This is a genomic window from Acidimangrovimonas pyrenivorans, assembly GCF_042643245.1.
Taxonomy (GTDB): domain Bacteria; phylum Pseudomonadota; class Alphaproteobacteria; order Rhodobacterales; family Rhodobacteraceae; genus Acidimangrovimonas; species Acidimangrovimonas pyrenivorans.
In genome coordinates this window covers 113,452-139,345 of the sequence record NZ_JBHRSK010000018.1, presented here as the reverse complement: position 1 = coordinate 139,345, position 25,894 = coordinate 113,452, and the positions used below count along the sequence as shown (strand labels likewise).

Genomic DNA, 25,894 nt, shown 5'->3' with positions numbered 1-25,894 from the left:
TCCTCAGCCGCCGCCGTCAGCCGCCGTCCTCAGCCCGCCAATCTGGCCGCGGGTGGCGGTGCAGCACGACCTCGCTTCGGCTACAGGTCAGGGCAGGGCCCGAGGTGAAGGCGGTCCGGCGGGGCCCGTCAAAGGGAAAGGCCCCGCCAAGCGGGGCCTTCCAATTCCTTTTCACGTCCTGACCTGGTCGTTCCGACCTGGCGGGGAGCTATCAGTTGGTGGTGGTCGACGAGCTGCCGCTGCCGCTGCCGGCCGCCGCCGCAACGACCACGACCCCGATCACGCCGGCGATCGCGCCGCCGCTGGCACCCAGACCACCGGTCAGGCCGGTGCCCGCCGCCGTGCCGGAGCCGGCCTTGTAGCCGGTGGGGCAGGTCACTTGCACCCGGCCGTCCGCCAGATACTGGGCGTCCACGACCGCCATGGAGCCGCAATAGCCCCCGGCTTTCGCCCATTGCATCAATTGGTCATGTGTCATCCGCTTGGCCGTTTGCGCGGCGAGCGGCGATGCACAAAGCAGCGCCAGACCGAGGGATGCGACTACGATTTTCTTCATCATCGGAACTCTCCAAAGTGACTCCAGAACTTCTAACATGGTTTAGGGCCTGTGCCCAGTATTTATCAGAGGGCCTGCGCGTAACTCTGCCAGATCGCCCGGTTTTCGGGCATGACGCGCGATGGGGCGCCAGCTGCGCAACGTCGCTGCCAGGGGGCGGGGGGTGATCCGCGCCATGTCCCGGCCGTGGCGGGCGCGCAACGGAAAACGCCCCGCCGGAAACCCGACGGGGCGCCTGTCTGGCGATGCGGGCGCCGAAGCGGCCCGCGCGGCCGGCTCAGAAGCCGAGGCCGGCGTATTTGTTCTTGAAGCGCGACACGCGGCCGCCGGTATCCATCAGGCGGCTGGTGCCGCCGGTCCAGGCCGGGTGCGACGACGGGTCGATGTCGAGTGCCAGCGTCTCGCCCTCGGCGCCCCAGGTCGAGCGGACCTGGTAGGTGCTGCCGTCGGTCAGCTTGACCTCGATCATGTGGTAATCGGGGTGGATGTCTTTTTTCATCGCTCCGCTCCTCAGGCTTCGGCTTTAGGCTTGTAGGTGGTGTCTTCGGCGATCCGGGCCGATTTGCCGCGACGGCCACGCAGGTAGTAGAGCTTGGCGCGGCGGACCCGGCCGCGGCGCACCACCTCGATCGACTCGATGTTGGTCGAGTAGAGCGGGAAGACACGCTCGACGCCTTCGCCGAACGAGATCTTGCGCACGGTGAACGAGCCGGCCAGCGTGTTGCCGCCCTTGCGCGAGATGCAGACGCCTTCGTAGTTCTGCACCCGGGTGCGCGAGCCTTCGGTCACCTTGTAGCCGACGCGGACGGTATCGCCGGCCTTGAAATCCGGGATGGTCTTGCCGAGCGACGCGATCTGCTCGGCCTCGAGTTGCGCGATCAGGTTCATCGCAATTCCTTTCCTGTGCTCGCGGTTGGTCCGCGAAGGTGGGGACGCCTCAGAGCTCTTGGTCTTCTTCCGGGTCCCTACCGTGCCGCGCACAGTAAGCCCGCCAGAGATCAGGCCGTCGTTCCTTGGTCAGCCTTTCGGCCGTCTCCCGCCGCCAGTCAGAGATCTTCCCGTGATGGCCGGACAGAAGAACATCCGGTATCGCGCGGTCTTCCCAGACGGCGGGCCTTGTATATTGAGGGTGTTCCAGCAACCCGTCCGAGAAGGACTCCTCCTCGGTGGACGCCTGATTCCCAAGCACGCGGGGTATAAGGCGAACCGTCGCGTCGATCAAGGCCTGAGCGGCGATCTCGCCGCCGGTCAGGACGAAATCGCCCAGGCTGACCTCCTCGACCGCGTAATGGTCGAGAACGCGCTGGTCGACGCCCTCGAACCGGCCGCAGAGCAGGGTGATGCCGTCGCCCTGCGCCCAGCGGCGCGCCATGGCCTGGCTGAAGGGGCGCCCGCGCGGCGACAGGTAGACCACGGGCCAGCGCGCCCGGTCGGGCGGGGTGCCGATCGAGGCTTGGTCGAGCGCCTTGCCGACGACGTCGGGGCGCAGCACCATGCCGGCGCCGCCGCCGGCCGGCGTGTCGTCGACATTCTTGTGCTTGCCTTCGCCGAAGGGGCGCAGGTCGATGGTTTCCAGCGCCCACAGCCCATGGTCCAGCGCCTTGCCGGTCAGGCTGAGGCCGAGCGTGCCGGGGAAGGCCTCGGGAAACAGGGTAATGATCTTCGCCGTCCAGGCGCCGCGCAGACGCGGCGGCCCGGCCATCAGGTCGCGCGGCTGCCGCGTGGCCGAGATCGACAGCCGGCCATGCGACTTGGCGCCGTGAGAGGTGGCGCCGTGAGACTTGGTGCCGTGAGACTTGGAGGCCTGGGATTTGGGGGCCGGTGCTTTGGGATCGTCGCTCATGGCGCGCCTTCTACTGCGCCGTCGGGGGCAGGGGAACAGGTTTCTGTGGCTGCCGGCCGGCTGCTCTCTCTTCAGCCCTCGGCCAGCATCCGGTCCTTGATCCGCTTCAGCTGCGCCCTGGCCTTGCCCGAGCGGTTGAGGCGCAGGAATTCCGCCTCCATCTCCGGGGTCTGGCCGACATTCGAGCGGCCGGCCGGGACCAGCCGGGCCCGCGCCTCCGCCGGCACGCCGGCAAGATCGAGCACCGGCGTCGCCGGGCCGGCGGGGGCCGCGGCGTGATCTTCGAGCCGCGCGGCATGGACCGGGCAGGGCAGGGCGGCGGCGATGCGCCGAGCCTCCTCGTCCGGGGCGGCGAGATCGGGGAAGCGGGCGCGGAAGGCCCCGAACTCCTCGGTCAGGTGGATCGAGCGCAGCAGGTGGCCGTAGACGCTGCGGATCCAGCGTTCGCGGTCGCGCGTGGTGTAGAGGAACTCGATCCGGACCCCGGGGCCGAAGCGCCGCCGCAGCTCGGCGATGACGGCGCGGGCCAGCGGGATGGCGGTGGCGGCGTAGCCCTGCACCATGCGGCCGCGCCAGTCGCGATGGCCGGGCATGACGCCGGCGAAGGTCTCGCGCGACAGCACGATCAGCGGCGCGTCGGGGATCGTGGCCAGGAAGCGCCGCAGCTGGCGCCGGAACAGCCACAGCCGCCATGGGAAGGGCCGCTGGCCATAGCGCCGGGCGGCGGCGCCGGCCTCGAGGAAATCGGCCTTGCCGTAATAGTCCAGCCAGGGCTTCAGCGCCGCGCGGTTGCGGCGCAGGAAGTCCTGCAGGCTGGAGGTGCCGGTCTTGTGGAAGCCGGCATGGACGAGGACCCGCACCGGGCCGTCAGGCATCGCCTTTGTCCTTGGCCTTGGCCTGGGCCGGGGCGGAGCCGGCCTCGCCCGCGTCCTGTTCCGGCGCCGTATCCGATGTCGCGTCCGGCGCCGTCTTCGCCGCTGCGTCCGGGGCCGCAGCCGCCGCCTCGTCCAGCTTGCGGGACGCTTCGTCCAACTCGCGCGTGGCCGCGTCGATGAAGGCTTCCATCTCGGGCGTCAGCGGCGCGGGACGGAACAGCCGGGCGAGCGGGATCGCGATGGTCGACAGCCCCAGCGTCAGCCATAGCGGCAGCGCCGGCAGGGCGCCCAGCACGCCACCGACGCCACGGCCGACGGCGAAGCAGAAGATCACCAGCGCGACCTGGACCGCGGCCCAGCCGGCCAGCGCCGCCCAGGTGCGCCCGGTCCAGCCCGAGCCGCTGGCCGGATACAGCCCCGGCCGCATCAGCGCCAGCCAGACCAGGAAGACGACGACGAAGAACGGCATCACGCCCCAGCCGTAATCCGACAGCCCCGCCAGCAGCGGGCCCATGTAGAGCAGGGCGGTGGCGATCAGGAACAGCCAGTTGCGCAGCCGCGGACTGATCAGGTCCTCGCGGGGCGGGCTTTCGGTCATCACAGCAATCCTTCCGGCACGTCGGCGATGATCCGTCCGGCCGCGATATCGACCGTCGGGATCACCTCACGCGTGAACGGTAGCAGGATCGGGGCCTTAAGTCCCGGTCCCGTGACCTCCAGCAGGTCGGAAGCGCCGTGATTGTGGATTGCGCGCACCTTGCCGATCTCGGTCCCGCCGGCATCGAGCACGGTCAGGCCGATCAGGTCGGCATGGTAGAATTCGTCGTCCGGCAGACCGGGCAGCTTGTCGCGGTCGGCGAACAGGCGGGTGCCGCGCAGGGCATCCGCCTGGTCCTTGTTGCTCACGCCCGACAGCCGGGCGGCCAGGCCGTTGGGGATCGACCGGGTGATCTTGACGGTGAAGCTGCGGCTGCCGTCCTCGGTCCAGAGCGGGGCGTAGTCGCCGATCGCCTCGGCCTCGGTGCAGAAGCTTTTCAGCCGCACCTCGCCGCGGACCCCGAAGGCCCCGGTGATGGCGCCGACGCAGACGCGGTCAGGCCCGGCCATGCTGTCCTCCCTCCGGCCAGAGACAAGCGGGGCGGGCCATCACCGGCCCGCCCGCGCCGATCTCATTCCTCGGCGGCGGCCTCTTCGGCCGGGGCAGCGGCCTCGGCGGCCTTCTCGGCCTTGGCGGCGGCGCGCTCGGCGGCTTTCTTGCCCGGAACGGCCTTGTTCGGGTTGTTGCGGACGGCCTTCTCGCGGGTGCCGGCGGCTTCCAGGAAGCGGGCGATGCGGTCGGTCGGCTGGGCGCCCTGGTCGAGCCAGTACTGGACCCGCTCCATGTTCATCTTGACGCGCTCTTCGCTGTCTTTCGGCAGCAGCGGGTTGTAGGTGCCCAGCTTCTCGATGAAGCGGCCGTCGCGCGGCATGCGGCTGTCGGACGCGACGATCGCGTAGTGCGGACGCTTCTTGGAACCCCCACGGGCGAGGCGGATTTTCATAGCCATGTCAGTGTCTCCTTGGTTTGGCTTGGGCGGGCGTCAGCCCGTCATTTCTGCAGTTTCTCGTGGTGCCTGATCACTTCGGAAATGATGAAGTTCAGGAATTTCTTGGCGAATTCGGGGTCGAGATCGGCCTCTTGCGACAGCCGCTCGAGCCGCTCGATCTGGCGCTCCTCGCGCGCCGGGTCCGAGGGCGGCAGGTCGTGCGCGGCCTTGAGCCGGCCCACCGACTGGGTGTGCTTGAACCGCTCGGCGAGGGTGAAGACGAGGATCGCGTCGAGCCGGTCGATCGACTCGCGATGGTCCTGCAGCAGCGCCTGGGCGCGGGTGGCGTCGTCGGTCATGCGGCCTCCGGTCTGGGATGGCGGTAGACGAGTTCCCGCCCGTGCTTGACGTTGTCGTATTCCCGCTCGAACCGGGGCCCCATGCGCTCGGCCAGCGCGATCGAGCGGCCGTTGCCGGGGAAGATGTTCGAGCTGAGCGCCGGCAGGCCGAGCGTGTCGTAGGCATGGGCCCGGGCCGCCATCGCGGCCTCGTAGGCGATGCCGCGGCCCTCGGCGCCCTCGAAGACGCCCCAGCCCAGCTTGGGCTCGGGCCAGCCCTCGGGCTCCCACAGGCCGGTGATGCCCAGCGGCGTGCCGTCGGCCTTGTCGGTGATGACCCAGAAGCCGTAGCCGCGCAGCGCCCAGTGGCCGATCATCGAGGCGAACCAGCGCCAGGCCTCGGGCCGGTCGATGGCGCCGCCGAAGCCCCAGGCGCGCTCTTCGTCGGCGAAGAAGGTGGCGATGGGCTCGAAATCCGCGGGCTTCGGGCCGCGCAGGACCAGCCGTTCGGTTTCCAGCACCGGGATGGCGGAGGCGATGTCGAGCATTACAGGCCCTCCGGCTTGGGGTGGCGGTAGACGAGGACCTCGCCATGCCCCCCGGGCGCCTGCGCCTGCGGGTCGAGCCGGGCGCCGAGCCGCTCGGCCAGCGCGATCGAGCGGCTGTTGGCCGGGGCGATATAGCTGACGGCGGTGTCCCAGCCCAGCGTGCCGAAACTGTGGTCGCGCACCGCGGCGGCGGCCTCGTAGGCGATGCCCTTGCCCTCGGCCTCGGGCGCCCAGACCATCCAGCCGATCTCGCGCTCGGGCCAGCCGGCGGGAAACCAGTGGCCGGTGGCGCCGAGGACGGCACCGTTCTCGCGCTCGGTGACGACGAACTGGCCGAAGCCGCACATCACCCAATGGCCGATGAAATGGCCGAAGCCGCGCCAGGTCAGGGCCGGGTCGTAGTCGGTCGGCCGGACATACCGCGCGCGGTCGCTGGCCATGAAGGCGGAATAGGCCGGCCAGTCGCCGGCCTGCGGCGCGCGCAGGATCAGCCGTTCGGTTTCCAGCACCGGGGTATCGGCGAGATGCGGGACCGTCATGCCCGACCCCTCCCGCGAACGGGGGCGGCGGCCCTGCGGCCGGCCTCTGCGCCTATGCCGGTGCGGTACGTCACTTCTTCTTCCCGAAACCGGACAGGCCGGCGGGCAGGTTGCCGCCGCCGAGCCCGGGCAGGCCGCCCATGCCGCCCGGCATGCCGCCCTTCATCGCCTGGGCCGCGGCCTTCATCGCCGCCGGATCGAGCTGCGAGGGATCGATCTGGCTCGGGTCCGGCATGCCGCCGCCCTTGCCGAACATGCTCTTCATCGCCTGCTTGAGCATGCCCTTCTTGCCCATCTTCTTCATCATGTCCGCCATCTGGCGGTGCATCTTCAGCAGCTTGTTCAGCTCGGACACTTCCAGCCCGGCGCCGGTGGCGATGCGTTTCTTGCGGCTGGCCTGCAGCAGCTCGGGCCGGGCCCGCTCCTGCTTGGTCATCGAGTTGATCAGCGCGATCTGGCGCCGCAGCATGGTGTCGTCGAAGCCGGCCTGGGCAGCCGCCTTCTGCATCTTGCCCATGCCCGGCATCATCCCCATGATCGACTGCATGCCGCCCATCTTGAGCATCTGCTCAAGCTGGTCGCGCAGGTCGTTCATGTTGAACAGGCCCTTCTTGAAACGCTTCATCTGGCGTTCCATCTGCTCGGCCTCGAGCGTCTCCTGCGCCTTCTCGACCAGCGCGACGATGTCGCCCATGCCGAGGATGCGGCCGGCGACGCGCTCGGGCTCGAAGGTCTCGAGCGCATCCATCTTCTCGCCCAGGCCGACGAAGCGGATCGGCTTGCCGGTGACGGCGCGCATGGAAAGTGCCGCGCCGCCGCGGCCGTCGCCGTCCATCCGGGTCAGCACCACGCCCGAGATGCCGACCTTGCCGTCGAACTCGGTGGCGACGTTGACCGCGTCCTGGCCGGTCAGGCCGTCGACCACCAAGAGCGTCTCGCGCGGGGTGGCGACGTCGCGCACCGCCTGGACCTCGTCCATCAGCACTTCGTCGATATGCAGCCGGCCGGCGGTGTCGAGCATGTAGACGTCGTAGCCGCCCAGCGTCGCCTGCTGCTTGGCGCGCTTGGCGATCTGGACCGCGCTCTCGCCCTTGACGATCGGCAGGGTGTCGACGCCGATCTGGGTGCCGAGAATGGCCAGCTGCTCCATCGCCGCCGGGCGGTTGGTGTCGAGCGAGGCCATCAGCACCCGCTTGCCCTGCTTGTCCTTGAGCCGTTTGGCCAGCTTGGCGGTGGTGGTCGTCTTGCCCGAGCCCTGCAGGCCGACCATCAGGATCGGCGCCGGCGGGTTGTCGATCTTCAGCGCGCCGGGCTCTTCCTCGCCGCGCAGCACGTCGATCAGCGCGTCGTGGACGATCTTGACGACCTGCTGGCCGGGGGTGATCGACTTGGTGACGGCCTGGCCGGTGGCCTGGCTCTGGACCTTCTTGACGAAGTCGCGGGCGACGGGCAGCGAGACGTCGGCCTCGAGCAGCGCGACGCGGACCTCGCGCAGCGCGGTCTTGACGTCGTCCTCGCTCAGCGCGCCCTGCTTGGTCAGCCGGTCGAAGACGCCGCCAAGGCGTTCTGACAGATTCTCGAACATGCCCGGTCTCCTTCGACCCTGTTGCTACGTGCCCCGTATGTAAGACGGGACGGCCCAAACGCCAATCGCACCCGCGGGCGAAACCTCGCTGACGGGTGGCGATCCCCGGTCGCGCCGGGGACCGGAAGCTTGACGGACTTCCGGCAGATGGCGCCGTTTAGGGCAGAACCGGGGGCAGAGTCAAGAAACCCTCGCGCGGGCGCGGCCGGGTGCGAGGCCGGGTGCGCGGCCGGGTGCGCGGCTGGGGAACGGGCAGGGGGCGCTGCCCCCCGTCGCCTGCGGCGCCTCCCCCCGGGATATTTCCGCTCAGGGGAAGATGGCAGGGGGCTGCCGCGCTCTTCTTCTTTGCCGAAATACTCCGGGGTCCGGGGCAGCGCCCCGGTCCGGCGGTCGGGCCCCGCACGGGCCCCGCACGGGATTGCATTCGGGCGCGAAATGCCCCTTGCTGGGCCGGCACGCCGGAGGGGACCATGCCGATCGAGACCTGGGACGAGATACGCACCGCCTATCATGTCGCGCGGATCGGCACCGTCTCGGGCGCGGCCGAGGCGCTGGGGGTGCATCACGCCACCGTCATCCGCCATGTCGACGCGCTGGAAAAACGGTTGGGCGTCAAGCTGTTCCAGCGCCATGCCCGGGGCTACACCCCGACCGAGGCGGGGCGCGACCTGCTGCAGGTGGCGCAGGCGACCGAGGACCAGTTCGCCCAGCTCGCGGCCCGGCTGCGCGGCGCCGGGGCGGCGGTGACGGGCGAGCTCGTCGTCACCTCGCTGCCCGATTTCGCCACCCTGCTGACCCCGGTGCTGGTTTCGTTCCAGCAGGCCCATCCCGGGCTGACGGTGCGCTATGTCACCGACACCCGGCTGCTGCGGCTGGAATACGGCGAGGCCCATGTCGCGATCCGTGCCGGCGCGGCGCCGGAAGAGCCCGACAACGTGGCCCAGCCCTTCCTGCGCTCGAGCTACGCGCTCTATGCCGCGCAGAGCTATGTCGACCGTCACGGCCTGCCGGCAGGGCCGGAGGAGTTCGAGGGCCACCGCTTCGTCGGCCAGGACGGCGGGGCGCCGCGGGCGCCGTTCTATCGCTGGATGAAGGAGAACGTGCCCGACAGCGCCATCACCTACCGCGCGACCGAACCGGCGGCGCTGGTCCAGGCGGTGCTGGACGGGGCCGGGATCGGCTTCCTGCCGGCCTGGCGCGCGGGTGAGGGCTGCGGCGTCGTCGAGGTGATGCCGGCGCGGGCGGAATGGCGGGCGGATATCTGGCTGGTCACCCATGTCGACCTGCACCGGACGCCGAAGGTGCAGGCCTTCCTGCAGCATCTCAAGGAGGCGGCGAAGGCATGGCCGGTGGCGTGAGTACGGGTGTGAGGGACAACGAGTCGATCCGCGGCCACCTGGCGATGCTGCTGTTCTCGGCGCTGGTCGCCGGGTCGTTCAGCCTCGGCGCGATGGCGGCCAACGAGATCCCGCCGGCGGCGCTCAACGCGGCGCGGTTCCTGATCGCCGGGGTAGTGATCGGCGCCGCGATGATGGCGACGACGGGGCTGCCGCGCAGCGCCCTGCGGGCGCCGTGGCGCTATGCCGTGCTGGGCGGGCTGTTCGCGGCCTATTTCGTGCTGATGTTCGAGGGGCTGAAGACGGCCGCCCCGGTCTCGGCCGCGGCCGTCTTCACCCTGACGCCGGTGATGGCGGCGGGCTTCGGCTGGTTGCTGCTGCGCCAGATCACCACCGCGCGGATCGCCGGCGGGCTGGCGATCGGGGCGCTGGGGGCGCTGTGGGTGATCTTCCGCGGCGATCCGCAGCTGGCGGCGCGGTTCGAGATCGGCCGCGGCGAGGCGATCTATTTCCTCGGCTGCATCGCCCACGCGATCTATACCCCGATGGTGCGCAAGCTGAACCGGGGCGAGCCGCCGATCGTGTTCTCCTTCGGCATGAACGTGGCCGGTTTCGTCATCCTCGTCGCCTGGGGCTGGAACGACATCCGGGCGACGGACTGGGCCCACCTGCCGGGTATCGTCTGGATCACGCTGATCTACATCTCGATCTTCGCCAGCGCCTGGACCTTCGTGCTGCTGCAATACGCGGCGCTGCGGCTGCCGGCCGCGAAGGTGATGGCCTATACCTACCTGACGCCGAGCTGGGTGATCCTGTGGCAGATGGCGCTGGGCCACGGCCTGCCGCCGGGCCGGGTGGCGATCGGCGTGGCGCTGACCGCGCTGGCGCTGGTGCTGCTGTTGAAGGAGGAGTGAAGGCGCGGCGTTCGGAGCACTATTCCGCCCGGTGCGCGCGTGAAACGCGCAGGGCGAGCGCCCGCCCGTCCCGGCGGGCTGGCGCTTTGGGGACCCGCGCGCAACGCTCGGAGTTAGGAGGGGCTTGGCTACCATGAAGCGCGCCATTCCAAAGTTGGAGGCGCCACCCCACGGACCGGCGCTCGCCCTGCGCAGGGTGTGCCAACAGACAAGATCGGTCGGCGCCTCAAGTGCGATTGGCGGGCCTCCTCTGCCCGGCATTTTGGACCGTACGGGGGCGCGCCATTCCCCCTTGCCAGCCGCGCCGCGCCGCCGCATTCTGCGCCCGGGCCGGTGGCGATGGCGTCGTCACGGGGAGAGATGCTCCCGCCCTTTCTCGTCCTGCACGCCGGGATCTTTCGGGGCCCGGCGCCGCCGAGGCCCCCTTCAGGAGGTCTGACATGACGGAACGTCCCGAATTCTACCGCTTCCACAACGGCGACAAGGCGGCGCTGCCCTTCGCGCCCGAGGAATACGAGAGCCGGCTGGAAGGGCTGCGCGACATCCTCGAGATGCACGAGCTCGACGCGGTCGTCCTCACCTCGATGCAGAATACCGCCTATTATTCCGGCTTTCTCTACTGCGCCTTCGGCCGGCCCTATGCCTGCGTCGTCACCCGCGACGCCTGCGTCACCATCGCCGCCGGCATCGATGCCGGCCAGCCCTGGCGCCGCAGCCATGGCGACGCGCTGACCTATACCGACTGGGCGCGCGACAATTTCTGGCGCGCGGTCGCCCATGTCGCCGGCACCGGCAAGGCGGTGGGGGTCGAGGCCGACCACCTGACGCTGGTCCAGTCGGAAAAGCTGGGCGCCTTCCTCAAGCCCAAGCGCGGCATGGACATCTCGCCGGCCACGATGGCGCAGCGGATGGTCAAGTCGGAGGCCGAGATCGCGCTGATCCGCGCCGGCGCGGCGGTGGCGGATGTCGGCGGCTACGCCATCCGCGAGGCGATCCGCGACGGCGCGCGCGAGATCGACATCGCCATGGCCGGCCGCGACGCGATGGAGCTGGAGATCGCCAGGCGTTTCCCGGAAGCCGAGTATCGCGATACCTGGGTCTGGTTCCAGTCGGGGCTGAACACCGACGGCGCCCACAACCCGGTGACCGGCCGCAAGCTCAAGCGCGGCGACATCCTCAGCCTCAATACCTTCCCGATGATCTCGGGCTACTACACCGCCCTGGAGCGGACCCTGTTCCTGGGCGAGCCCGACGCGGCCAGCCTGGAGATCTGGCAGGCCAATGTCGCCGCCCACGAATACGGGCTCGGCCTGCTGCAGCCGGGGGCGAGCTGCGCCGAGATCACGTCGCAGATCAACGATTTCCTCGCCGAGCGCGACCTGCTGCAATACCGGACCTTCGGCTATGGCCACAGTTTCGGCGTCCTGAGCCACTATTACGGCCGCGAGGCCGGGCTCGAGCTGCGCGAGGATATCGACACCGTGCTCGAACCGGGTATGGTGATCTCGATGGAGCCGATGCTGACCATTCCGCGGGGCCAGCCCGGTGCCGGGGGGTATCGCGAGCATGACATTGTGGTGATAGGCGAAAACGGGCCGGAGAATATCACCGGCTATCCCTATGGGCCCGGCTACAACGTGGTGGGCTGAAAAGCCGACGCTTATCAGGCCGTTCCGGCCGGGCGCGCGGGCGGGAAACCGCCGGCGGCCGGGCCGGACGGCGTTGCCGGGAGGCCGCGCTGCGTGGCCCCCGCGGGCCACGGGTCTTGACGCTGTGGCAGCACGCGGCGCAGATGCGCGAAACCCGAAGCCCGGCCCGCGGCCGGGAAGGACGAGAGAAAGGACACGACCAGATGACTCTTGCCGAGCCGAGCCGTCCGGCCCAAGCCTTCCGGCCCCTGCGTGCCGTCGCCGCCCTGGCGCTGGTGCTGGGCGTGGCCGCCTGCGCTTCCCAGCCGGATGCGCCCGACCCCAAGACGCCGGCGGTCCAGGCCCCCGATCCCGCCACCGTCGCCCGCTATGGCACGATGGAGGATAACGGCATCACCATCGACGCCATCAACCCGGGCTACCTGCTGGGCTCGAATGCCCGCACGCTGGTCTATTACAACGGGCCCGAGCCGGCCGGCACCATCGTCGTCGATCCCTATGCCCGGCGGCTTTACCTGGTGATGGAGAACGGCATGGCGATGCGCTACGGCATCGCCGTCGGCCGCGAGGGCAAGGGCTATTCCGGCGACGCCACCATCGGCCGCAAGCAGGAATGGCCGCACTGGCAGCCGACCCGCAACATGCTCAAGACCGAGCCCGAGAAATACGGCGATTATGCCCAGGGCCTCGACGGCGGGATCGAGAACCCGCTCGGCGCCCGCGCGCTCTATCTCTACAACGGTAAGCGCGACACCTATTACCGGATCCACGGCACCAACAACCCCTCGACCATCGGCCGGGCGACCTCGGCCGGCTGCATCCGGCTGTTCAACCAGGATGCCATCGACCTGTTCGACCGGGTGCCGAAGGGCGCCCATGTCCATGTCCGGACCCTGGCGGAATCGCTGAAATACGAGGGCAGCTTCACCGAGGGGCCGACCGGGCTGCTCAAGCCGGTGAGCGATCCCGACACCGTGGTCACCGGGCCGACCGCCAACGCGGTGCTCGATTCGACCTCGGCCGCCACCGACGCGGCGCTGGCCTCGGCCAGCCAGGCGACGGGTGGAAGCACGGCCAGCACCGTGGCCGACACCACGGTGACGCCGACCGGTGTCTCGAGCGCGACCCTGCCGCCCGATCCCTCGACCTACAAGGTGATCAACTGACGCGCGCCTGCGCCGGCCACCGCGCCATGTTGACGCCGCGGATCAGCAGCCACAGGCACAGGCTCAGCTCGGCCAGCAGGCACAGGCCGTAGGCCGGGCTGAACGCCTCGTAGAGGCCCGGCGCCAGCAGCCGCAGGGAACTGCCGGTCAGGTAGACCAGCCCGGCCACGCCCATCAGCGGGCCGAGCAGGCGCGGGAAATAGCCCGAGCGGAACAGCAGCAGGCCGAGGATCAGGCAATTGAGGGCGAAGAAGGCCAACCCGATGTCATAGCCGATACCGTGGTTCTCCAGCGCCAGCATCGCCAGCGTCTCGCGCTGGGCGGCATCGAGGCCGCCAAGCGCCTCGCCCCGGGTCAGCAGCATCAGCGCGGCGTTGAAATTCAGCAGGTTGGCGGCAATCACTGCGGTCTGGACCAGCCGGAACGCGGTCGCCGTCATCGCCAGCAGCGGCCCGGCCGGGCGCAAGAGCGCGTAGAGCAGCAGCGCCAGCGCCACGTCACAGAGCGCCATCGCCGCATCCGCCGCCAGCCCGAGCCGGAACAACCCCTGATGCGCCAGGACGTTCGCCGCCGTCGCCGCCGCGTCGCCCGGCACGATCAGCGGCGCCCGGATCGCCAGCTCGGCGCCGATGCCGAGGACGATGATGGCGAGGTAGAGCAGCCCGGCGAGGCGGGCGAGGCGCTGCGGGTTGGGGGCAAGGGAAGGCATCGGAAACTCCTGGCGGGCGGAAACTGATGGCTGAAAACAAGGGCTTTGAAATGAAAACGGGCCGCCGGGTCAAGGCGGCCCGTCCGCGGCTGTCGCGCGGTCAGTCCTGCCAGTAGACCTTGGTCAGGTCGTTGGCCTGGGTCGGGGCGTTCTTCCACAGCCCCTCGATCTTGGCATTCGCGACCCCGGTCTTGGCGAGCTGGAACAGGTAGGCGTTGACGTAATCCTTGGCGATGATCGTCTGCGCCTCCTTCAGCAGCGCAGAGCGTTCCGCCGGGTCGGAGGTGACGTCGAGCTTGGCGATCAGCTTCTGGAAGTCCGGGTTGTCATAGCCGAAATAGTAGTCAGGCCGGGCGTAGATCCCGATATCCATCGGCTCGGTATGGCTGACGATGGTCAGGTCGAAATCGTGGTCCTTGAACACCTGCTTGAGCCATTGCGCCCATTCGACATTGGTCACCTCGGTGTCGATCCCCACCTTCTTGAGCTCGGCCGCGATGATCTCGCCGCCGCGGCGGGCATAGGTCGGCGGCGGCAGGGCGAGCCGCAGCTTGAGGTTGGTCACCCCGGCCTCGGCCAGCAGCTTCTTCGACAGCGCGGGGTCGTATTTCGACAGGCCGGTCAGGTCGACGTAGTCGGGGTTGTGCGGCGCGAAATGGGTGCCGATCGGGGTGCCGTAGCCGAACATCGCCCCGTTGATGATGTCGGCGCGGTTGATGGCATGGGCGATCGCCTCGCGCACCTTGACGTTGTCGAGCGGCGGGTTGCGGTTGTTCATCGCCAGGATGGTCTCGCCCTCGGTCGAGCCGACGATGACCTTGAAGCGCGGGTCGGCCTTGAACTGCTCCAGCGTCTCGGGGGCCGGGAAGTTCGGGAAGGCGTCGACATCGCCGGCCATCATCGCCGCGAAGGCGGCGGTCGGGTCGGAGATGAACTTGAAGGTCGCCTTCGACAGCTTGGCCGGCGCGCCCCAGTAGCCGGGGTAGCGGGCGATATCGACGCGGTCGCCCTTGACCCAGTCGACGAACTTGAACGGGCCGGTGCCGATCGGGTCGGTGGCCTCGTGGTCGATCGACTTGGGCGAGACGATGACGGCGTCGCCCCAGGCCATGTTGAAGGCGAAGTTGCCGTTGGGCTGTTTCAGCGTCACCTTGACGGTCAGCGGATCGACCACGTCGACGCTGTCGATGCCGGCGAACAACGCCTTCTGGGCATTGGCGGAATCCTTGGCCCGGGCACGGTCGAGGCTGAACTTGACGTCTTCGGCCGTCATCGGCGTGCCGTCATGGAACGTCACCCCGTCCTGGAGATGGAAGGTCCAGACCTTGCCGTCCTCGCTCACGTCCCAGCTTTTCGCCAGGTCGGGCTGGATCGAGCCGTCGGGGCCGAAGCGGGTCAGGCCCTCGAAGATATTGGCATAGGTGACCTCGTCGATGGCGGCGGCGGCGCCGGCGGTCGGGTCGAGGTTCGGCGGTTCGAGCACCATGCCGATGGTGATCGTGTCCTGCGCGGCGAAGGCCGGGGTGGCGCAAAGCGCCAGCGCGGCGGCGGTCAGTCTGAGACGGTTGAACATCTGTGCTCCCCTGTGGATCGCGCCCGGGCGATCCCGTCATGATCCACGGCTTGGCGCCACGGATCAAGCGCGGTGAAAACCCGGGCACGAAACCGGCCGGAGCGCCCGTTTCCTGGGCATGCCGCAGCGCAGAAGCTGGTGTTGCGCTGCAGCAGGCGCTAAACAGGCGCCGGCCCGTCAGGAGGAGAGAGCCCGAAAATGAGCGTAAGCGCCGTCACCCCGCCGCCCAGCCCCGCGAAGATCCGTGCCCGCAAGGGGGGCACGCCGCTGGTCTGTCTGACCGCCTACACCACCCCCGTCGCCCAGTTGGTCGATCCCCATTGCGACATCGTCCTGGTCGGCGACAGTGTCGGCATGGTGCTGCATGGCCTGCCCTCGACCCTGGGCGTGACGATGGAGATGATGAGCCTGCACGGCCGCGCCGTGGCGCGCGGGCTGAAACAGGCGATGCTGGTGGTCGACATGCCGTTTGCCAGCTACGAGGAAAGCCCGCAGCAGGCCTTCCGCAACGCCGCGCGGCTGATGGCCGAGACCGGCGCGGCGGCGGTCAAGCTGGAAGGCGGCGTGCACATGGCCGAGACCATCGCCTTCCTTGTCGCCCGCGGCGTGCCGGTGATGGCCCATATCGGCCTAACCCCGCAATCGTTCAACACCCTGGGCGGCTACAAGGTGCAGGGCCGCGGCGCCGAGGCCGACAAGGTGCTGGCCGATGCCCGCGCCGTGGCCGAGGCCGGGGCGTTCTCGGTCGTGCTCGAGAAGCTGCCGGAAAGCCTGTCGCGCCGGATCACCGAAGAGGTCGCGATCCCGACCATCGGCATCGGCGCCTCGCCGGCCTGCGACGGCCAGATCCTGGTGATCGACGACATGCTCGGCCTGTTCACCGAGTTCCAGCCGAAATTCGTCAAGCGTTATGCCGAGCTGGGCGCCGAGGCCGAGAAGGCCATCGCCGCCTATGCCGAGGAGGTCCGCGCCCGCACCTTCCCGGCGCCCGAGCATGTCTTCTCGGATGAAGGGAAAGGCAAATGACGCCGCCGATCCTGCGCAGGGTCGCCGATCTGCGGGCGCTGGTGGCGGATTGGCGCGCCGCCGGCGCGCGCGTCGGCGTGGTGCCGACCATGGGCGCGCTGCATGAAGGCCATCTCAGCCTCGTCCGCGCCGCGCGGGCGGGCTGCGACCGGGTGATCGTGACGATCTTCGTCAACCCGAAGCAGTTCAACAACCCGGCCGATCTCGAGAAATACCCGCGCAGCGAAGAGGGCGACGCCGCCCTGCTGGCGCCCGAGGGGGTCGACGTCATCTTCGCGCCGGCGCTGGACGAGGTCTATCCGGAGGGCTTTTCCACCAAGGTCTCGGTCAGCGGCGTCAGCGAAGGGCTCTGCGGCGCCGGCCGGCCGGGCCATTTCGACGGCGTCGCCACGGTGGTGTCGAAACTGTTCGGCATGACCCGTGCCGACCGCGCCTATTTCGGCGAGAAGGACTGGCAGCAGCTGCAGGTCGTGCGCCGGCTGGTGGCGGATCTGAACCTTCCCATCGAGATCACCGGCTGCGCGACGGTGCGCGAGGCCGACGGTCTGGCGCTGTCGTCGCGCAACCGCCGCCTGGGTGACGCCGACCGGGCCATCGCCCCGGCGCTGCACCGGGCGATGGCGGCGGCGGCCGAGGAGATCGTCGGCGGCCGGCCGGTGGCCGAGGCGCTGGACGCGGCGCTGCAGGCGATCGTCGCGGCGGGCTATGCCTCGGTCGAGTATCTGGAACTGCGCAGCGCCGAGGGGCTGGCGCCGCTGGAGCGGCTCGACCGTCCGGCGCGGCTGCTGGCGGCGGCGCATCTGGGCGAGGTCCGGCTGATCGACAATATCGCGGTGCTGCCGGGGTAGGGGCGCCGCGCCCTCAGGCCAGGGCGTCCCAGATCAGCTTGGCCCCGGTGCAGGCGAGCAGGATGTAGGTCAGGGCGAAGAAGGCGCGCTCGGGCACGCGGTGATGCGCCTTGACCCCCAGCCAGGCGCCCAGCACGGCGAAGGGGGCGAGCAGGATATCTGCCGTCACCGTGTCCCGGCTGAAAATGCCGAGATAGAGGAAGGGCAGGAATTTCAGGATGTTGACGACCCAGAACACCAGCACCGTCGTCGCCTGGTAGGTGGTCTTGCCGATGCCGCGGCGCAGCAGGTAGATCGCCGCCGGCGGCCCGCCGGCATTGCTGACGAAGCTGGTGAAACCGGCGATGCTGCCCGAGACCAGCCCGTAGAGCGGCCCGACCGGACGCCGCGAGAGCTTCAGCAACCCGCTCCGCCCGGCCAGCTGGAAGGCGACGAAGCCGAGCGCGAGCGCGCCGATCAGCAGCCGGAACACGTCCGGATTGGTCAGGTGGTAGAGCGCCGCCGCCAGCGCGATGCCGGGTACGGCGCCGAGGATCAGCAGCCGCGCCGCGGCGCTGTCCCAGCGCCGCCAATAGGGCCGCAGGGTCGAGATATCCATTACCATCAACAGCGGCAGCATCAGGCCGAGCGCCTGTCCCGGCGTCAGGATCAGCGCCAGAATCGGCGTCGCCGCGAAGGCCGCGCCGCTGCCGAAACCGCCCTTCGAGATGCCGGCGAAAACCACCGCCGGGATCGCCAGCGCGAAGAAGGTCAGGTCGAATGTCATGCCGCGCGCGCCCGTGTTCCCAAGGGTTTGGGTCCGCTTTAGCGCAAACGGCCAAGCGCCGCCAGAGCCGGGCCCGGGCGGTGCCGCACCGCAGCACACTTGCACGCCGCGCCGGGAAGGACTACGCATCCGCCCGATATCAACCGACCCGGAGATCAATCCCATGGCCAGACCCAAGATCGCCCTTATCGGTGCGGGACAGATCGGCGGCACGCTCGCCCATCTCGCCGCGATCAAGGAACTGGGCGACGTCGTCATGTTCGACATCGCTGAAGGCACCCCGCAGGGTAAGGCGCTCGACATCGCTGAATCCGGTCCCGCCGAGGGCTTCGATGCCGTGCTCAAGGGCACCAACGACTATGCCGACATCGCCGGCGCCGATGTCTGCATCGTCACCGCCGGCGTGCCGCGCAAGCCGGGCATGAGCCGCGACGATCTGCTGGGCATCAACCTCAAGGTCATGAAATCGGTCGGCGAGGGCATCAAGGCCCATGCCCCCAACGCCTTCGTGATCTGCATCACCAACCCGCTCGACGCGATGGTCTGGGCGCTGCGCGAATTCTCGGGCCTGCCGCGCGAGAAGGTCTGCGGCATGGCCGGCGTGCTCGACTCGGCCCGCTTCCGCCACTTCCTGTCGGTCGAGTTCGGCGTGTCGATGAAAGACGTCACCGCCTTCGTGCTGGGCGGCCACGGCGATACCATGGTGCCGCTGGTCCGCTATTCGACCGTTGGCGGCATCCCGCTGCCCGACCTGATCGAGATGGGCTGGACCAGCCAGGAGAAGCTCGACGCGATCGTCCAGCGCACCCGTGACGGCGGCGCCGAGATCGTCGGCCTGCTCAAGACCGGCTCGGCCTTCTATGCCCCCGCCACCTCGGCGATCGAGATGGCCGAGGCCTATCTGAAGGACCAGAAGCGCGTCCTGCCCTGCGCCGCCTATGTCGACGGCGCGCTGGGCCTGAACGGCCTCTATGTCGGCGCCCCGACCGTGATCGGCGCGAACGGGATCGAGAAGATCATCGACATCAAGCTCAACCGCGACGAACAGGCGATGTTCCAGAAGTCGGTCGACGCGGTGAAGGGCCTGGTCGAGGCCTGCAAGGGCATCGACCCGTCGCTGGCCTGATGACGCTTTCGGGTTCGGGCGGGCCAGGGCCGGCCCGGACCCCCTCTGCCCCCGGCAACGCGACCCGGCGGATCGTCTTCCTGCATATCGGCAAGACGGGGGGCACGGCCCTGAGGGGCCTGCTGCGCGCCCAGGTCGAGGCGACCGGCCAGCGCCCGTTCCGCATCCTTTCCCATTCCGTCACCCTGGCCGAGGCCGCGGCGCAGTTCCCGCACGCGGAGCTGGGCTTTTTCATCCGCGATCCGCTCGACCGGCTGGTCTCGGGCTTTGTCAGCCGCCAGCGCCGGGGCCGGCCGCGTTTCGACATCCCGTGGAGCGCCGGCGAGCGCGCCGCCTTCAGCCGCTACGACAGCCCCGACGCGCTCGGCCGGGCGCTGGCGCGGGACGAGCCCGAGGCGCTGGCGGCGCTGGCGGCGATCCAGCATACCCGGGACGGGCTGGCCCATTTCCTCGGCGGCCCCGAGCTGCTCGACCGGCTCGTCCCGCGGCTGGGCTTTATCGGCGCGACCGAGAGTTTCGACACCGACATTGCCCGGTTGAAGCGCCGGCTGGGGCTGGCGCCGGAACTGGAAGCGCCGCGCGATCCGGTCGGCGCCCATCGCAGTCCTGCCGCCGCGCCGCCGCTGTCGGAACCGGCCCGCGCCGCGCTGACCGCCTGGCTGGCGCCGGACTACGCGGTCCATGCCTGGTGCACGGCCTGGCGCGCACGCCATCCGGACTGACCGCGCCTGCGGCGGCAGGCCGCAGACGGGGTGCCGACTCGCCGGTTCCGCCCTGTCGATGCCGGTTTGTGATCGCGCCCTGAAAAGGTGTGATCACAAAAGTCGCTAATTTCGCCCGAACCCGGGGAATCACGAAGAAATTCGTTTTTCCCCCTGTCGGGATGTGCGAATAGCCTGTGAAAATTCTCAACCGATGGGACAGGTTCATGAACATCCATGAATACCAGGCGAAAGCCCTTCTGCGCAGCTACGGCGCCCCGGTTTCCGACGGCCGGGTGGTGCTGCGCGCGGATGAGGCCAAGACCGCGGCGGGCGAGCTTGACGGCCCGCTCTGGGTGGTCAAGGCGCAGATCCACGCCGGCGGCCGCGGCAAGGGCCATTTCAAGGAAGCCTCGGCGGGCGAGAAGGGCGGCGTGCGGCTGGCCAAATCGGTCGAGGAAGCCGCCGAGATGGCGCATCAGATGCTCGGCCGCACCCTGGTGACGCACCAGACCGGCCCGGCCGGCAAGCAGGTCAACCGGATCTATATCGAGGACGGCTCGGACATCGAGCAGGAGTTCTACCTGGCGCTGCTGATCGACCGCAAGACCAGCCGCGTCAGCGTCGTCACCTCGACCGAGGGCGGCATGGACATCGAGGAGGTCGCCGCCTCGACGCCCGAGAAGATCCTGTCCTTCTCGATCGACCCGGCCACCGGCATCCAGCCGTTCCACGGCCGCCGCGTCGCCTTCGCGCTCGGCCTGACCGGCAAGCAGGTCGGCAAATGCGTCGATCTTCTGGGCAAGCTCTACAAGTGCTTCATCGAGAAGGACGCGGAGATGCTCGAGATCAACCCGCTGATCCTGATGCCGTCGGGCGACCTCAAGTGCCTCGACTGCAAGATGGGCTTCGACGGCAACGCGCTCTACCGCCAGCCCGACATCGCCGCGCTGCGCGACGAGACCGAGGAAGACCCGAAGGAACTGGCCGCCTCGAAATTCGACCTGAACTACATCGCGCTCGACGGCGAGATCGGCTGCATGGTCAACGGTGCCGGCCTGGCGATGGCGACGATGGACATCATCAAGCTCTACGGCGCCGAGCCGGCCAACTTCCTCGACGTCGGCGGCGGCGCGACCAAGGAGAAGGTGACCGAAGCCTTCAAGATCATCACCTCGGACCCGAATGTGAAGGGCATCCTGGTGAACATCTTCGGCGGCATCATGCGCTGCGACATCATCGCCGAGGGCGTCATCGCCGCGGTCAAGGAAGTCGGGCTGCAGGTGCCGCTGGTCGTGCGCCTCGAAGGCACCAATGTCGACCTGGGCAAGGAGATCATCTCGACCTCCGGGCTCAACGTCATCGCCGCGGACGACCTGTCCGACGCGGCCGAGAAGATCGTGAAGGCGGTGAAAGGATAACACCGCCGCACGTCCCGGTATCCAGTATCAGGTTTACCACAGAGGAGTGTAACGGATGAGGATCCACCTTCCACGCGCTGCAGTCGTTGCGGCCATTGGCTGCCTCGCGCTTGCGGGCTGCGGCGTCGGGGTGACCCCGCACACCTACACGGGCAGCACCTCCTGCCCGAACCTCGACCCTGTTGCCCAGAAATACATGCAGGGCAGCGAGTCGATGCCGGTGCGCTGCGGGCCGCAGAAGATCGACTACGCGGATCCCTCGATCACGCCCACGGGCGAGAAGATGACGCCCTGAGCGGCACGCTCTTCGGCGGGGCGTGACGGCTGCACGACCCGCCCATGACCTAGACGGCCCGCCGCCCCGCGGCGGCGGGGCGGTGATGAACTCAGCCGTGAATTTCGCGCGTCGCCCGCGGCGCGCCCCGCAGGACAGACAGATCAGGAGGGCCCTATGGCCGTACTCGTCGACGAAAATACCCGTGTCATCTGCCAGGGTCTGACCGGCAGCCAGGGCACGTTCCACACCGAGCAGGCCATCGCCTACGGCACCAAGATGGTCGGCGGCGTGACCCCCGGCAAGGGCGGGCAGAGCCATCTCGACCTGCCGGTCTTCAACTCGGTGCACGAGGCCAAGGCCAAGACCGAGGCCAACGCCTCGGTGATCTACGTGCCGCCGCCGTTTGCCGCCGACTCGATCCTCGAGGCGATCGACGCCGAGATGGAGCTGATCGTCTGCATCACCGAGGGCATCCCGGTGCTCGACATGATGAAGGTCAAGCGCGCGCTGGCCAATTCGAGCTCGGTGCTGATCGGGCCGAACTGCCCCGGCGTCATCACCCCCGACGCCTGCAAGATCGGCATCATGCCGGGCCACATCCACAAGCGCGGCTCGGTCGGCGTCGTCTCGCGCTCGGGCACGCTGACCTACGAGGCGGTCAAGCAGACCACCGATGTCGGGCTGGGCCAGTCGACCTGCGTCGGCATCGGCGGCGACCCGATCAAGGGCACCGAGCATATCGACGTGCTGGAATGGTTCCTGGCCGATGACGAGACCGAGTCGATCATCATGATCGGCGAGATCGGCGGCACCGCCGAGGAAGAGGCGGCGCAGTTCATCAAGGACGAGGCCAAGCGCGGCCGCAAGAAGCCGGTCGCCGGCTTCATCGCCGGCCGCACGGCGCCTCCGGGCCGCCGCATGGGCCATGCCGGCGCTATCGTCGCCGGTGGCCAGGGCGGCGCCGACGACAAGATCGAAGCGATGAAATCGGCTGGCATCGTCGTCGCCGACAGCCCGGCCGGGCTGGGCCAGGCGGTGCTGAAGGCCATCGGCTGAGGAAAGGACGCCCCCGATGGGGTTCACGGACGCGATCAGAACGTGTTTCCGCAAATACGCCACCTTCTCGGGGCGCGCCGCGCGTCCCGAGTTCTGGTGGTTCGCGCTGTTCTGCTTCCTGGGCTCCATCGCGGCCGGCATCGTCGACAGTGCCCTGTTCGGCACCGGCAGTTTCCAGACCCATACCGGCCCCGGCCGATACGGGTTCGAGGCGCATGACAACGGGCCGCTGGGCGCGCTCTTCGCGCTGGCCACCTTCCTGCCGTCGCTGGCCGCGGGCTGGCGGCGGATGCACGACACCGGCCGCTCGGGCCTGTATCTGCTCTATCCCTTCATCGTGATGGTCGGGATCAGCATGTATGTCTTTCTCGCCGGCGGCTTTCCCTATATGGGCGGCGGCGGTCCCGAGCTGACCGGTCTGGCGGGGGTGATCCTTGGCCTGGCAGTGCTGGTGCTGATCCTGTCCCCCTTCCTGGTGCTGTGGTGGCTGACCCGGCCCTCGCAACCCTTTCCCAACGAATACGGTCCCAACCCATCCGAGGTATCCCCATGACCGACCAATCGCCCAATGACGTCTTTCACGCGTCGTCCTTCCTGGACGGGGCGAACGCCGATTACATCGCCCAGCTCGAGGCCCGCTACGCCACCGATCCGGCCAGCGTCGACCCGGTCTGGGCCGAGTTCTTCAAGTCGCTCGGCGACAGCGAGATCGAGGCCAAGAAACAGGCTGCCGGTCCGAGCTGGGCGCGCGCCGACTGGCCGCCGGTGCCGGCCGACGAGCTGACCGCGGCGCTGACCGGCGAATGGCCGGCCGCTCCCGCCAAGGAGGCCAAGGCGGCGGCGCAGAAGATCAGCGCCAAGGCGTCCGAGGCCGGCGTCAGCCTGACCGATGCCCAGGTCCAGCGCGCGGTGCTCGATTCGATCCGGGCGCTGATGCTGATCCGCGCCTACCGCATCCGCGGCCACCTCGCCGCCGATCTCGACCCGCTGCGCCTGTCCGACGGCGCCACCCATCCCGAGCTCGACCCGAAATCCTATGGCTTCACCGAGGCCGACATGGACCGGCCGATCTTCCTCGACAACGTGCTCGGGCTGCAGCTGGCGCCGATGCGCCAGATCCTCGACATCGTCCGGCGCACCTATTGCGGCACCTTTGCGCTGCAATACATGCACATCTCGGACCCCGAGCAGTCGGCCTGGCTGAAGGAGCGGATCGAGGGCTACGGCAAGGAGATCACCTTCACCCGCGAGGGCCGGCGGGCGATCCTGAACAAGCTGGTCGAGGCCGAGGGCTTCGAGAAGTTCCTCCATGTCAAGTACATGGGCACCAAGCGTTTCGGCCTCGACGGCGGCGAAAGCCTGATCCCGGCGATGGAGCAGATCATCAAGCGCGGCGGCGCGCTGGGGGTCAAGGAGATCGTCATCGGCATGCCGCACCGCGGCCGCCTGTCGGTGCTGGCCAACGTGCTGGCCAAGCCCTACCGCGCCATCTTCAACGAGTTCCAGGGCGGCAGCTTCAAGCCCGAGGATGTCGACGGTTCGGGGGACGTGAAATACCACCTCGGCGCCTCGTCCGACCGGACCTTCGACGACAATACCGTCCACCTGTCGCTGACCGCCAACCCGTCGCACCTCGAAGCCGTCAACCCGGTGGTGCTGGGCAAGGCCCGGGCCAAGCAGGCGCAGCTCAACGACACCCAGCGCCAGGCGGTGCTGCCGGTGCTGCTGCATGGCGACGCGGCCTTTGCCGGCCAGGGCGTCGTGGCGGAATGCTTCGGCATGTCGGGCCTGGTCGGCCACCGCACCGGCGGCACGATCCACATCGTCGTCAACAACCAGATCGGCTTCACTACCGCGCCCAGCTTCTCGCGTTCGTCGCCCTATCCGACCGACATCGCGCTGATGGTCGAGGCGCCGATCTTCCACGTCAACGGCGACGATCCCGAGGCCGTGGTGCACGCCGCCAAGGTGGCCACCGAGTTCCGCCAGAAGTTCCACAAGGACGTGGTCATCGACATCTTCTGCTATCGCCGCTTCGGTCACAACGAAGGCGACGAGCCGATGTTCACCAACCCGGTGATGTATACCCGGATCAAGAAGCAGAAGACGACGCTGCAGATCTACACCGAACGGCTGGTCAAGGACGGGCTGATCCCGGAAGGCGAGATCGAGGACATGAAGGCCTCGTTCCAGGCCAAGCTCAACGAGGAGTTCGAGGCGGGCAAGGAATACAAGCCGAACAAGGCCGACTGGCTCGACGGTCGCTGGAGCCACATCAACCGCGAGGGCACCGAGTATCAGCCGGGCCAGACCGCGATCGCGCCGGAGACCCTGGCCGAGGTCGGCACCGCCCTGACCCGGGTGCCGGACGGGTTCCACCTGCACAAGACGGTGGGCCGCCAGCTCGAGCACAAGGCCAAGATGTTCGAGACCGGCCAGGGCTTCGACTGGGCAACCGCCGAGGCGGTGGCCTTCGGCAGCCTCGTCGCCGAGGGCTGGCCGGTGCGCCTGGCCGGGCAGGACTGCACCCGCGGCACCTTCAGTCAGCGCCATTCGGCCTTCGTCGACCAGCAGACCGAGGAACGCTACTACCCGCTCAACAACATCCGCGAGGGGCAGGCGCGCTACGAGGTCATCGACTCGATGCTGTCGGAATACGCGGTGCTGGGCTTCGAATACGGCTATTCGCTGGCCGAGCCCAACGCCCTGACCATGTGGGAGGCGCAATTCGGCGATTTCGCCAACGGCGCGCAGATCATGTTCGACCAGTTCATCAGCTCGGGCGAGCGCAAGTGGCTGCGGATGTCGGGCCTCGTCATGCTGCTGCCGCACGGCTTCGAAGGGCAGGGGCCCGAGCACAGCTCGGCCCGGCTCGAACGCTTCCTGCAGCTCTGCGCCGAGGATAACTGGATCGTCGCCAACGTCTCGACGCCGGCGAACTACTTCCACATCCTGCGCCGCCAGCTGCATCGCAGCTTCCGCAAGCCGCTGGTGCTGATGACGCCGAAATCGCTGCTGCGCCATCCGCTCTGCATCTCGGATGCCGAGGATTTCACCACCGGCTCGCGCTTCCACCGCGTGCTGTGGGACGATGCCGAGAAGGGCCATTCGGAGACCAAGCTGGCCGCCGACGACAAGATCAAGCGCGTCGTGCTGTGCTCGGGCAAGGTCTATTACGACCTGCTGGCCGAGCGCGACGCCCGCGGCATCGACGACGTCTACCTGATGCGGGTCGAGCAGTTCTATCCGTTCCCGGCGATCTCGCTGGTCAAGGAGCTCGAACGCTTCAAGGGCGCCGAGATGGTCTGGTGCCAGGAAGAGCCCAAGAACCAGGGCGCCTGGACCTTCATCGAACCGAATATCGAATGGGTGCTGACGCGCATCGGCGCCAAGCACCAGCGGCCGCGCTATGTCGGCCGCTCGGCCTCGGCCTCGCCCGCCACGGGCCTGGCCAGCCAGCACAAGTCGCAACAGCAGGCGCTCGTGAACGAAGCGCTGACGATCGAGGGGTAAGA

At 68.8% G+C, this 25,894-nt stretch carries 28 protein-coding genes; 13 read left to right on the top strand and 15 right to left on the bottom strand.

All coding sequences use genetic code 11. The features are described from left to right. Positions 1–211 precede the first annotated feature (211 nt). The 12 genes from ACFOES_RS19995 to ffh all read right to left on the bottom strand — a co-directional run bounded on the left by ACFOES_RS19995 (position 212) and on the right by ffh (position 7,810). On the bottom strand, positions 212–559 hold the full coding sequence (locus ACFOES_RS19995; RefSeq protein WP_377835294.1) for a hypothetical protein: 348 nt from the start codon (positions 557–559) through the stop codon (positions 212–214). Positions 560–833: 274 nt separating this feature from the next. After that, complete coding sequence (rpmE, locus tag ACFOES_RS19990) at positions 834–1,055, bottom strand: 50S ribosomal protein L31 (RefSeq protein WP_377835292.1); 222 nt, start codon at positions 1,053–1,055, stop codon at positions 834–836. Between the two features lie 11 nt (positions 1,056–1,066). Next, positions 1,067–1,444: a 50S ribosomal protein L19 gene (rplS, locus tag ACFOES_RS19985; RefSeq protein WP_377835290.1), complete on the bottom strand. Its 378-nt coding sequence runs from the start codon at positions 1,442–1,444 to the stop codon at positions 1,067–1,069. Positions 1,445–1,493: 49 nt separating this feature from the next. Then, positions 1,494–2,258: a tRNA (guanosine(37)-N1)-methyltransferase TrmD gene (gene trmD / locus ACFOES_RS19980; protein WP_377835300.1), complete on the bottom strand. Its 765-nt coding sequence runs from the start codon at positions 2,256–2,258 to the stop codon at positions 1,494–1,496. Positions 2,259–2,470: 212 nt separating this feature from the next. Then, entirely contained in the window at positions 2,471–3,274 is an 804-nt protein-coding gene (locus tag ACFOES_RS19975; protein ID WP_377835288.1) for a hypothetical protein, read from the bottom strand. Continuing rightward, positions 3,267–3,872 carry a hypothetical protein gene (locus tag ACFOES_RS19970; RefSeq protein ID WP_377835287.1) on the bottom strand — a complete coding sequence of 202 codons (606 nt, stop codon included), beginning with the start codon at positions 3,870–3,872 and terminating at the stop codon, positions 3,267–3,269. The genes ACFOES_RS19975 and ACFOES_RS19970 overlap by 8 nt, the downstream gene beginning before the upstream one ends. Beyond that, positions 3,872–4,381: a ribosome maturation factor RimM gene (rimM, locus tag ACFOES_RS19965; RefSeq protein WP_377835285.1), complete on the bottom strand. Its 510-nt coding sequence runs from the start codon at positions 4,379–4,381 to the stop codon at positions 3,872–3,874. Before rimM ends, ACFOES_RS19970 begins: the two co-directional genes overlap by 1 nt. A 62-nt stretch (positions 4,382–4,443) precedes the next feature. Beyond that, positions 4,444–4,821 carry a 30S ribosomal protein S16 gene (rpsP, locus tag ACFOES_RS19960; protein ID WP_377835283.1) on the bottom strand — a complete coding sequence of 126 codons (378 nt, stop codon included), beginning with the start codon at positions 4,819–4,821 and terminating at the stop codon, positions 4,444–4,446. A gap of 41 nt (positions 4,822–4,862) precedes the next feature. After that, positions 4,863–5,159 (bottom strand): chorismate mutase, encoded by a 297-nt coding sequence (locus ACFOES_RS19955; protein WP_377835281.1) that lies wholly within the window; start codon positions 5,157–5,159, stop codon positions 4,863–4,865. After that, positions 5,156–5,686 (bottom strand): GNAT family N-acetyltransferase, encoded by a 531-nt coding sequence (locus tag ACFOES_RS19950; RefSeq protein WP_377835279.1) that lies wholly within the window; start codon positions 5,684–5,686, stop codon positions 5,156–5,158. Before ACFOES_RS19950 ends, ACFOES_RS19955 begins: the two co-directional genes overlap by 4 nt. Next, complete coding sequence (locus ACFOES_RS19945; protein WP_377835277.1) at positions 5,686–6,225, bottom strand: GNAT family N-acetyltransferase; 540 nt, start codon at positions 6,223–6,225, stop codon at positions 5,686–5,688. Before ACFOES_RS19945 ends, ACFOES_RS19950 begins: the two co-directional genes overlap by 1 nt. Positions 6,226–6,295: 70 nt before the next feature. Next, positions 6,296–7,810, bottom strand: a complete 1,515-nt coding sequence (gene ffh, locus ACFOES_RS19940) for a signal recognition particle protein (protein WP_377835275.1) — start codon at positions 7,808–7,810, stop codon at positions 6,296–6,298. Positions 7,811–8,280: 470 nt separating this feature from the next. Here ffh and ACFOES_RS19935 point away from each other — a divergent pair, with 470 nt between their 5' ends. The 4 genes from ACFOES_RS19935 (at position 8,281) to ACFOES_RS19920 (ending at position 12,876) form a co-directional block, all read left to right on the top strand. After that, positions 8,281–9,168: a LysR family transcriptional regulator gene (locus ACFOES_RS19935; protein ID WP_377835272.1), complete on the top strand. Its 888-nt coding sequence runs from the start codon at positions 8,281–8,283 to the stop codon at positions 9,166–9,168. 8 nt (positions 9,169–9,176) lie between these two features. Continuing rightward, positions 9,177–10,061 carry a DMT family transporter gene (locus ACFOES_RS19930; protein ID WP_377835270.1) on the top strand — a complete coding sequence of 295 codons (885 nt, stop codon included), beginning with the start codon at positions 9,177–9,179 and terminating at the stop codon, positions 10,059–10,061. A 440-nt stretch (positions 10,062–10,501) separates the two neighbouring features. Further along, positions 10,502–11,710: an aminopeptidase P family protein gene (locus ACFOES_RS19925; protein WP_377835268.1), complete on the top strand. Its 1,209-nt coding sequence runs from the start codon at positions 10,502–10,504 to the stop codon at positions 11,708–11,710. Positions 11,711–11,913: 203 nt separating this feature from the next. Further along, positions 11,914–12,876 (top strand): L,D-transpeptidase, encoded by a 963-nt coding sequence (locus ACFOES_RS19920; protein WP_377835266.1) that lies wholly within the window; start codon positions 11,914–11,916, stop codon positions 12,874–12,876. Here the strand turns inward: ACFOES_RS19920 and ACFOES_RS19915 are convergent. After that, on the bottom strand, positions 12,869–13,585 hold the full coding sequence (locus ACFOES_RS19915) for a DUF4386 domain-containing protein (RefSeq protein WP_377835264.1): 717 nt from the start codon (positions 13,583–13,585) through the stop codon (positions 12,869–12,871). The genes ACFOES_RS19920 and ACFOES_RS19915 overlap by 8 nt on opposite strands. Before the next feature lie 100 nt (positions 13,586–13,685). Further along, positions 13,686–15,158 (bottom strand): ABC transporter substrate-binding protein, encoded by a 1,473-nt coding sequence (locus tag ACFOES_RS19910; protein ID WP_377835262.1) that lies wholly within the window; start codon positions 15,156–15,158, stop codon positions 13,686–13,688. A 198-nt stretch (positions 15,159–15,356) separates the two neighbouring features. Between ACFOES_RS19910 and panB the strand changes: the two genes are divergently transcribed. Beyond that, positions 15,357–16,184, top strand: coding sequence for a 3-methyl-2-oxobutanoate hydroxymethyltransferase (gene panB, locus ACFOES_RS19905; RefSeq protein WP_377835260.1), 828 nt, complete (start codon positions 15,357–15,359; stop codon positions 16,182–16,184). After that, a complete protein-coding gene (gene panC / locus ACFOES_RS19900; protein ID WP_377835258.1) occupies positions 16,181–17,032 on the top strand; it encodes a pantoate--beta-alanine ligase in 852 nt (283 codons plus the stop codon). The genes panB and panC overlap by 4 nt, the downstream gene beginning before the upstream one ends. 13 nt (positions 17,033–17,045) lie before the next feature. Here the strand turns inward: panC and ACFOES_RS19895 are convergent, their stop codons facing one another. Then, positions 17,046–17,798 (bottom strand): sulfite exporter TauE/SafE family protein, encoded by a 753-nt coding sequence (locus ACFOES_RS19895; protein WP_377835256.1) that lies wholly within the window; start codon positions 17,796–17,798, stop codon positions 17,046–17,048. 163 nt (positions 17,799–17,961) lie between these two features. On the opposite strand from ACFOES_RS19895, the gene mdh reads away from it, so the two are divergent. From mdh to ACFOES_RS19860, 7 genes are all read left to right on the top strand, one after another. Continuing rightward, positions 17,962–18,924 (top strand): malate dehydrogenase, encoded by a 963-nt coding sequence (gene mdh / locus ACFOES_RS19890; protein ID WP_377835254.1) that lies wholly within the window; start codon positions 17,962–17,964, stop codon positions 18,922–18,924. After that, complete coding sequence (locus ACFOES_RS19885; protein ID WP_377835252.1) at positions 18,924–19,646, top strand: hypothetical protein; 723 nt, start codon at positions 18,924–18,926, stop codon at positions 19,644–19,646. Before mdh ends, ACFOES_RS19885 begins: the two co-directional genes overlap by 1 nt. A gap of 206 nt (positions 19,647–19,852) precedes the next feature. Beyond that, positions 19,853–21,046, top strand: a complete 1,194-nt coding sequence (gene sucC / locus ACFOES_RS19880; RefSeq protein WP_377835250.1) for an ADP-forming succinate--CoA ligase subunit beta — start codon at positions 19,853–19,855, stop codon at positions 21,044–21,046. Positions 21,047–21,101: 55 nt separating this feature from the next. Further along, positions 21,102–21,341 (top strand): hypothetical protein, encoded by a 240-nt coding sequence (locus ACFOES_RS19875; protein ID WP_377835248.1) that lies wholly within the window; start codon positions 21,102–21,104, stop codon positions 21,339–21,341. A gap of 156 nt (positions 21,342–21,497) precedes the next feature. After that, complete coding sequence (gene sucD, locus ACFOES_RS19870) at positions 21,498–22,379, top strand: succinate--CoA ligase subunit alpha (protein ID WP_377835246.1); 882 nt, start codon at positions 21,498–21,500, stop codon at positions 22,377–22,379. 16 nt (positions 22,380–22,395) lie between these two features. Beyond that, positions 22,396–22,932, top strand: coding sequence for a DUF805 domain-containing protein (locus ACFOES_RS19865; RefSeq protein WP_377835244.1), 537 nt, complete (start codon positions 22,396–22,398; stop codon positions 22,930–22,932). Then, complete coding sequence (locus tag ACFOES_RS19860; protein ID WP_377835242.1) at positions 22,929–25,892, top strand: 2-oxoglutarate dehydrogenase E1 component; 2,964 nt, start codon at positions 22,929–22,931, stop codon at positions 25,890–25,892. The genes ACFOES_RS19865 and ACFOES_RS19860 overlap by 4 nt, the downstream gene beginning before the upstream one ends. Positions 25,893–25,894 lie beyond the last annotated feature (2 nt).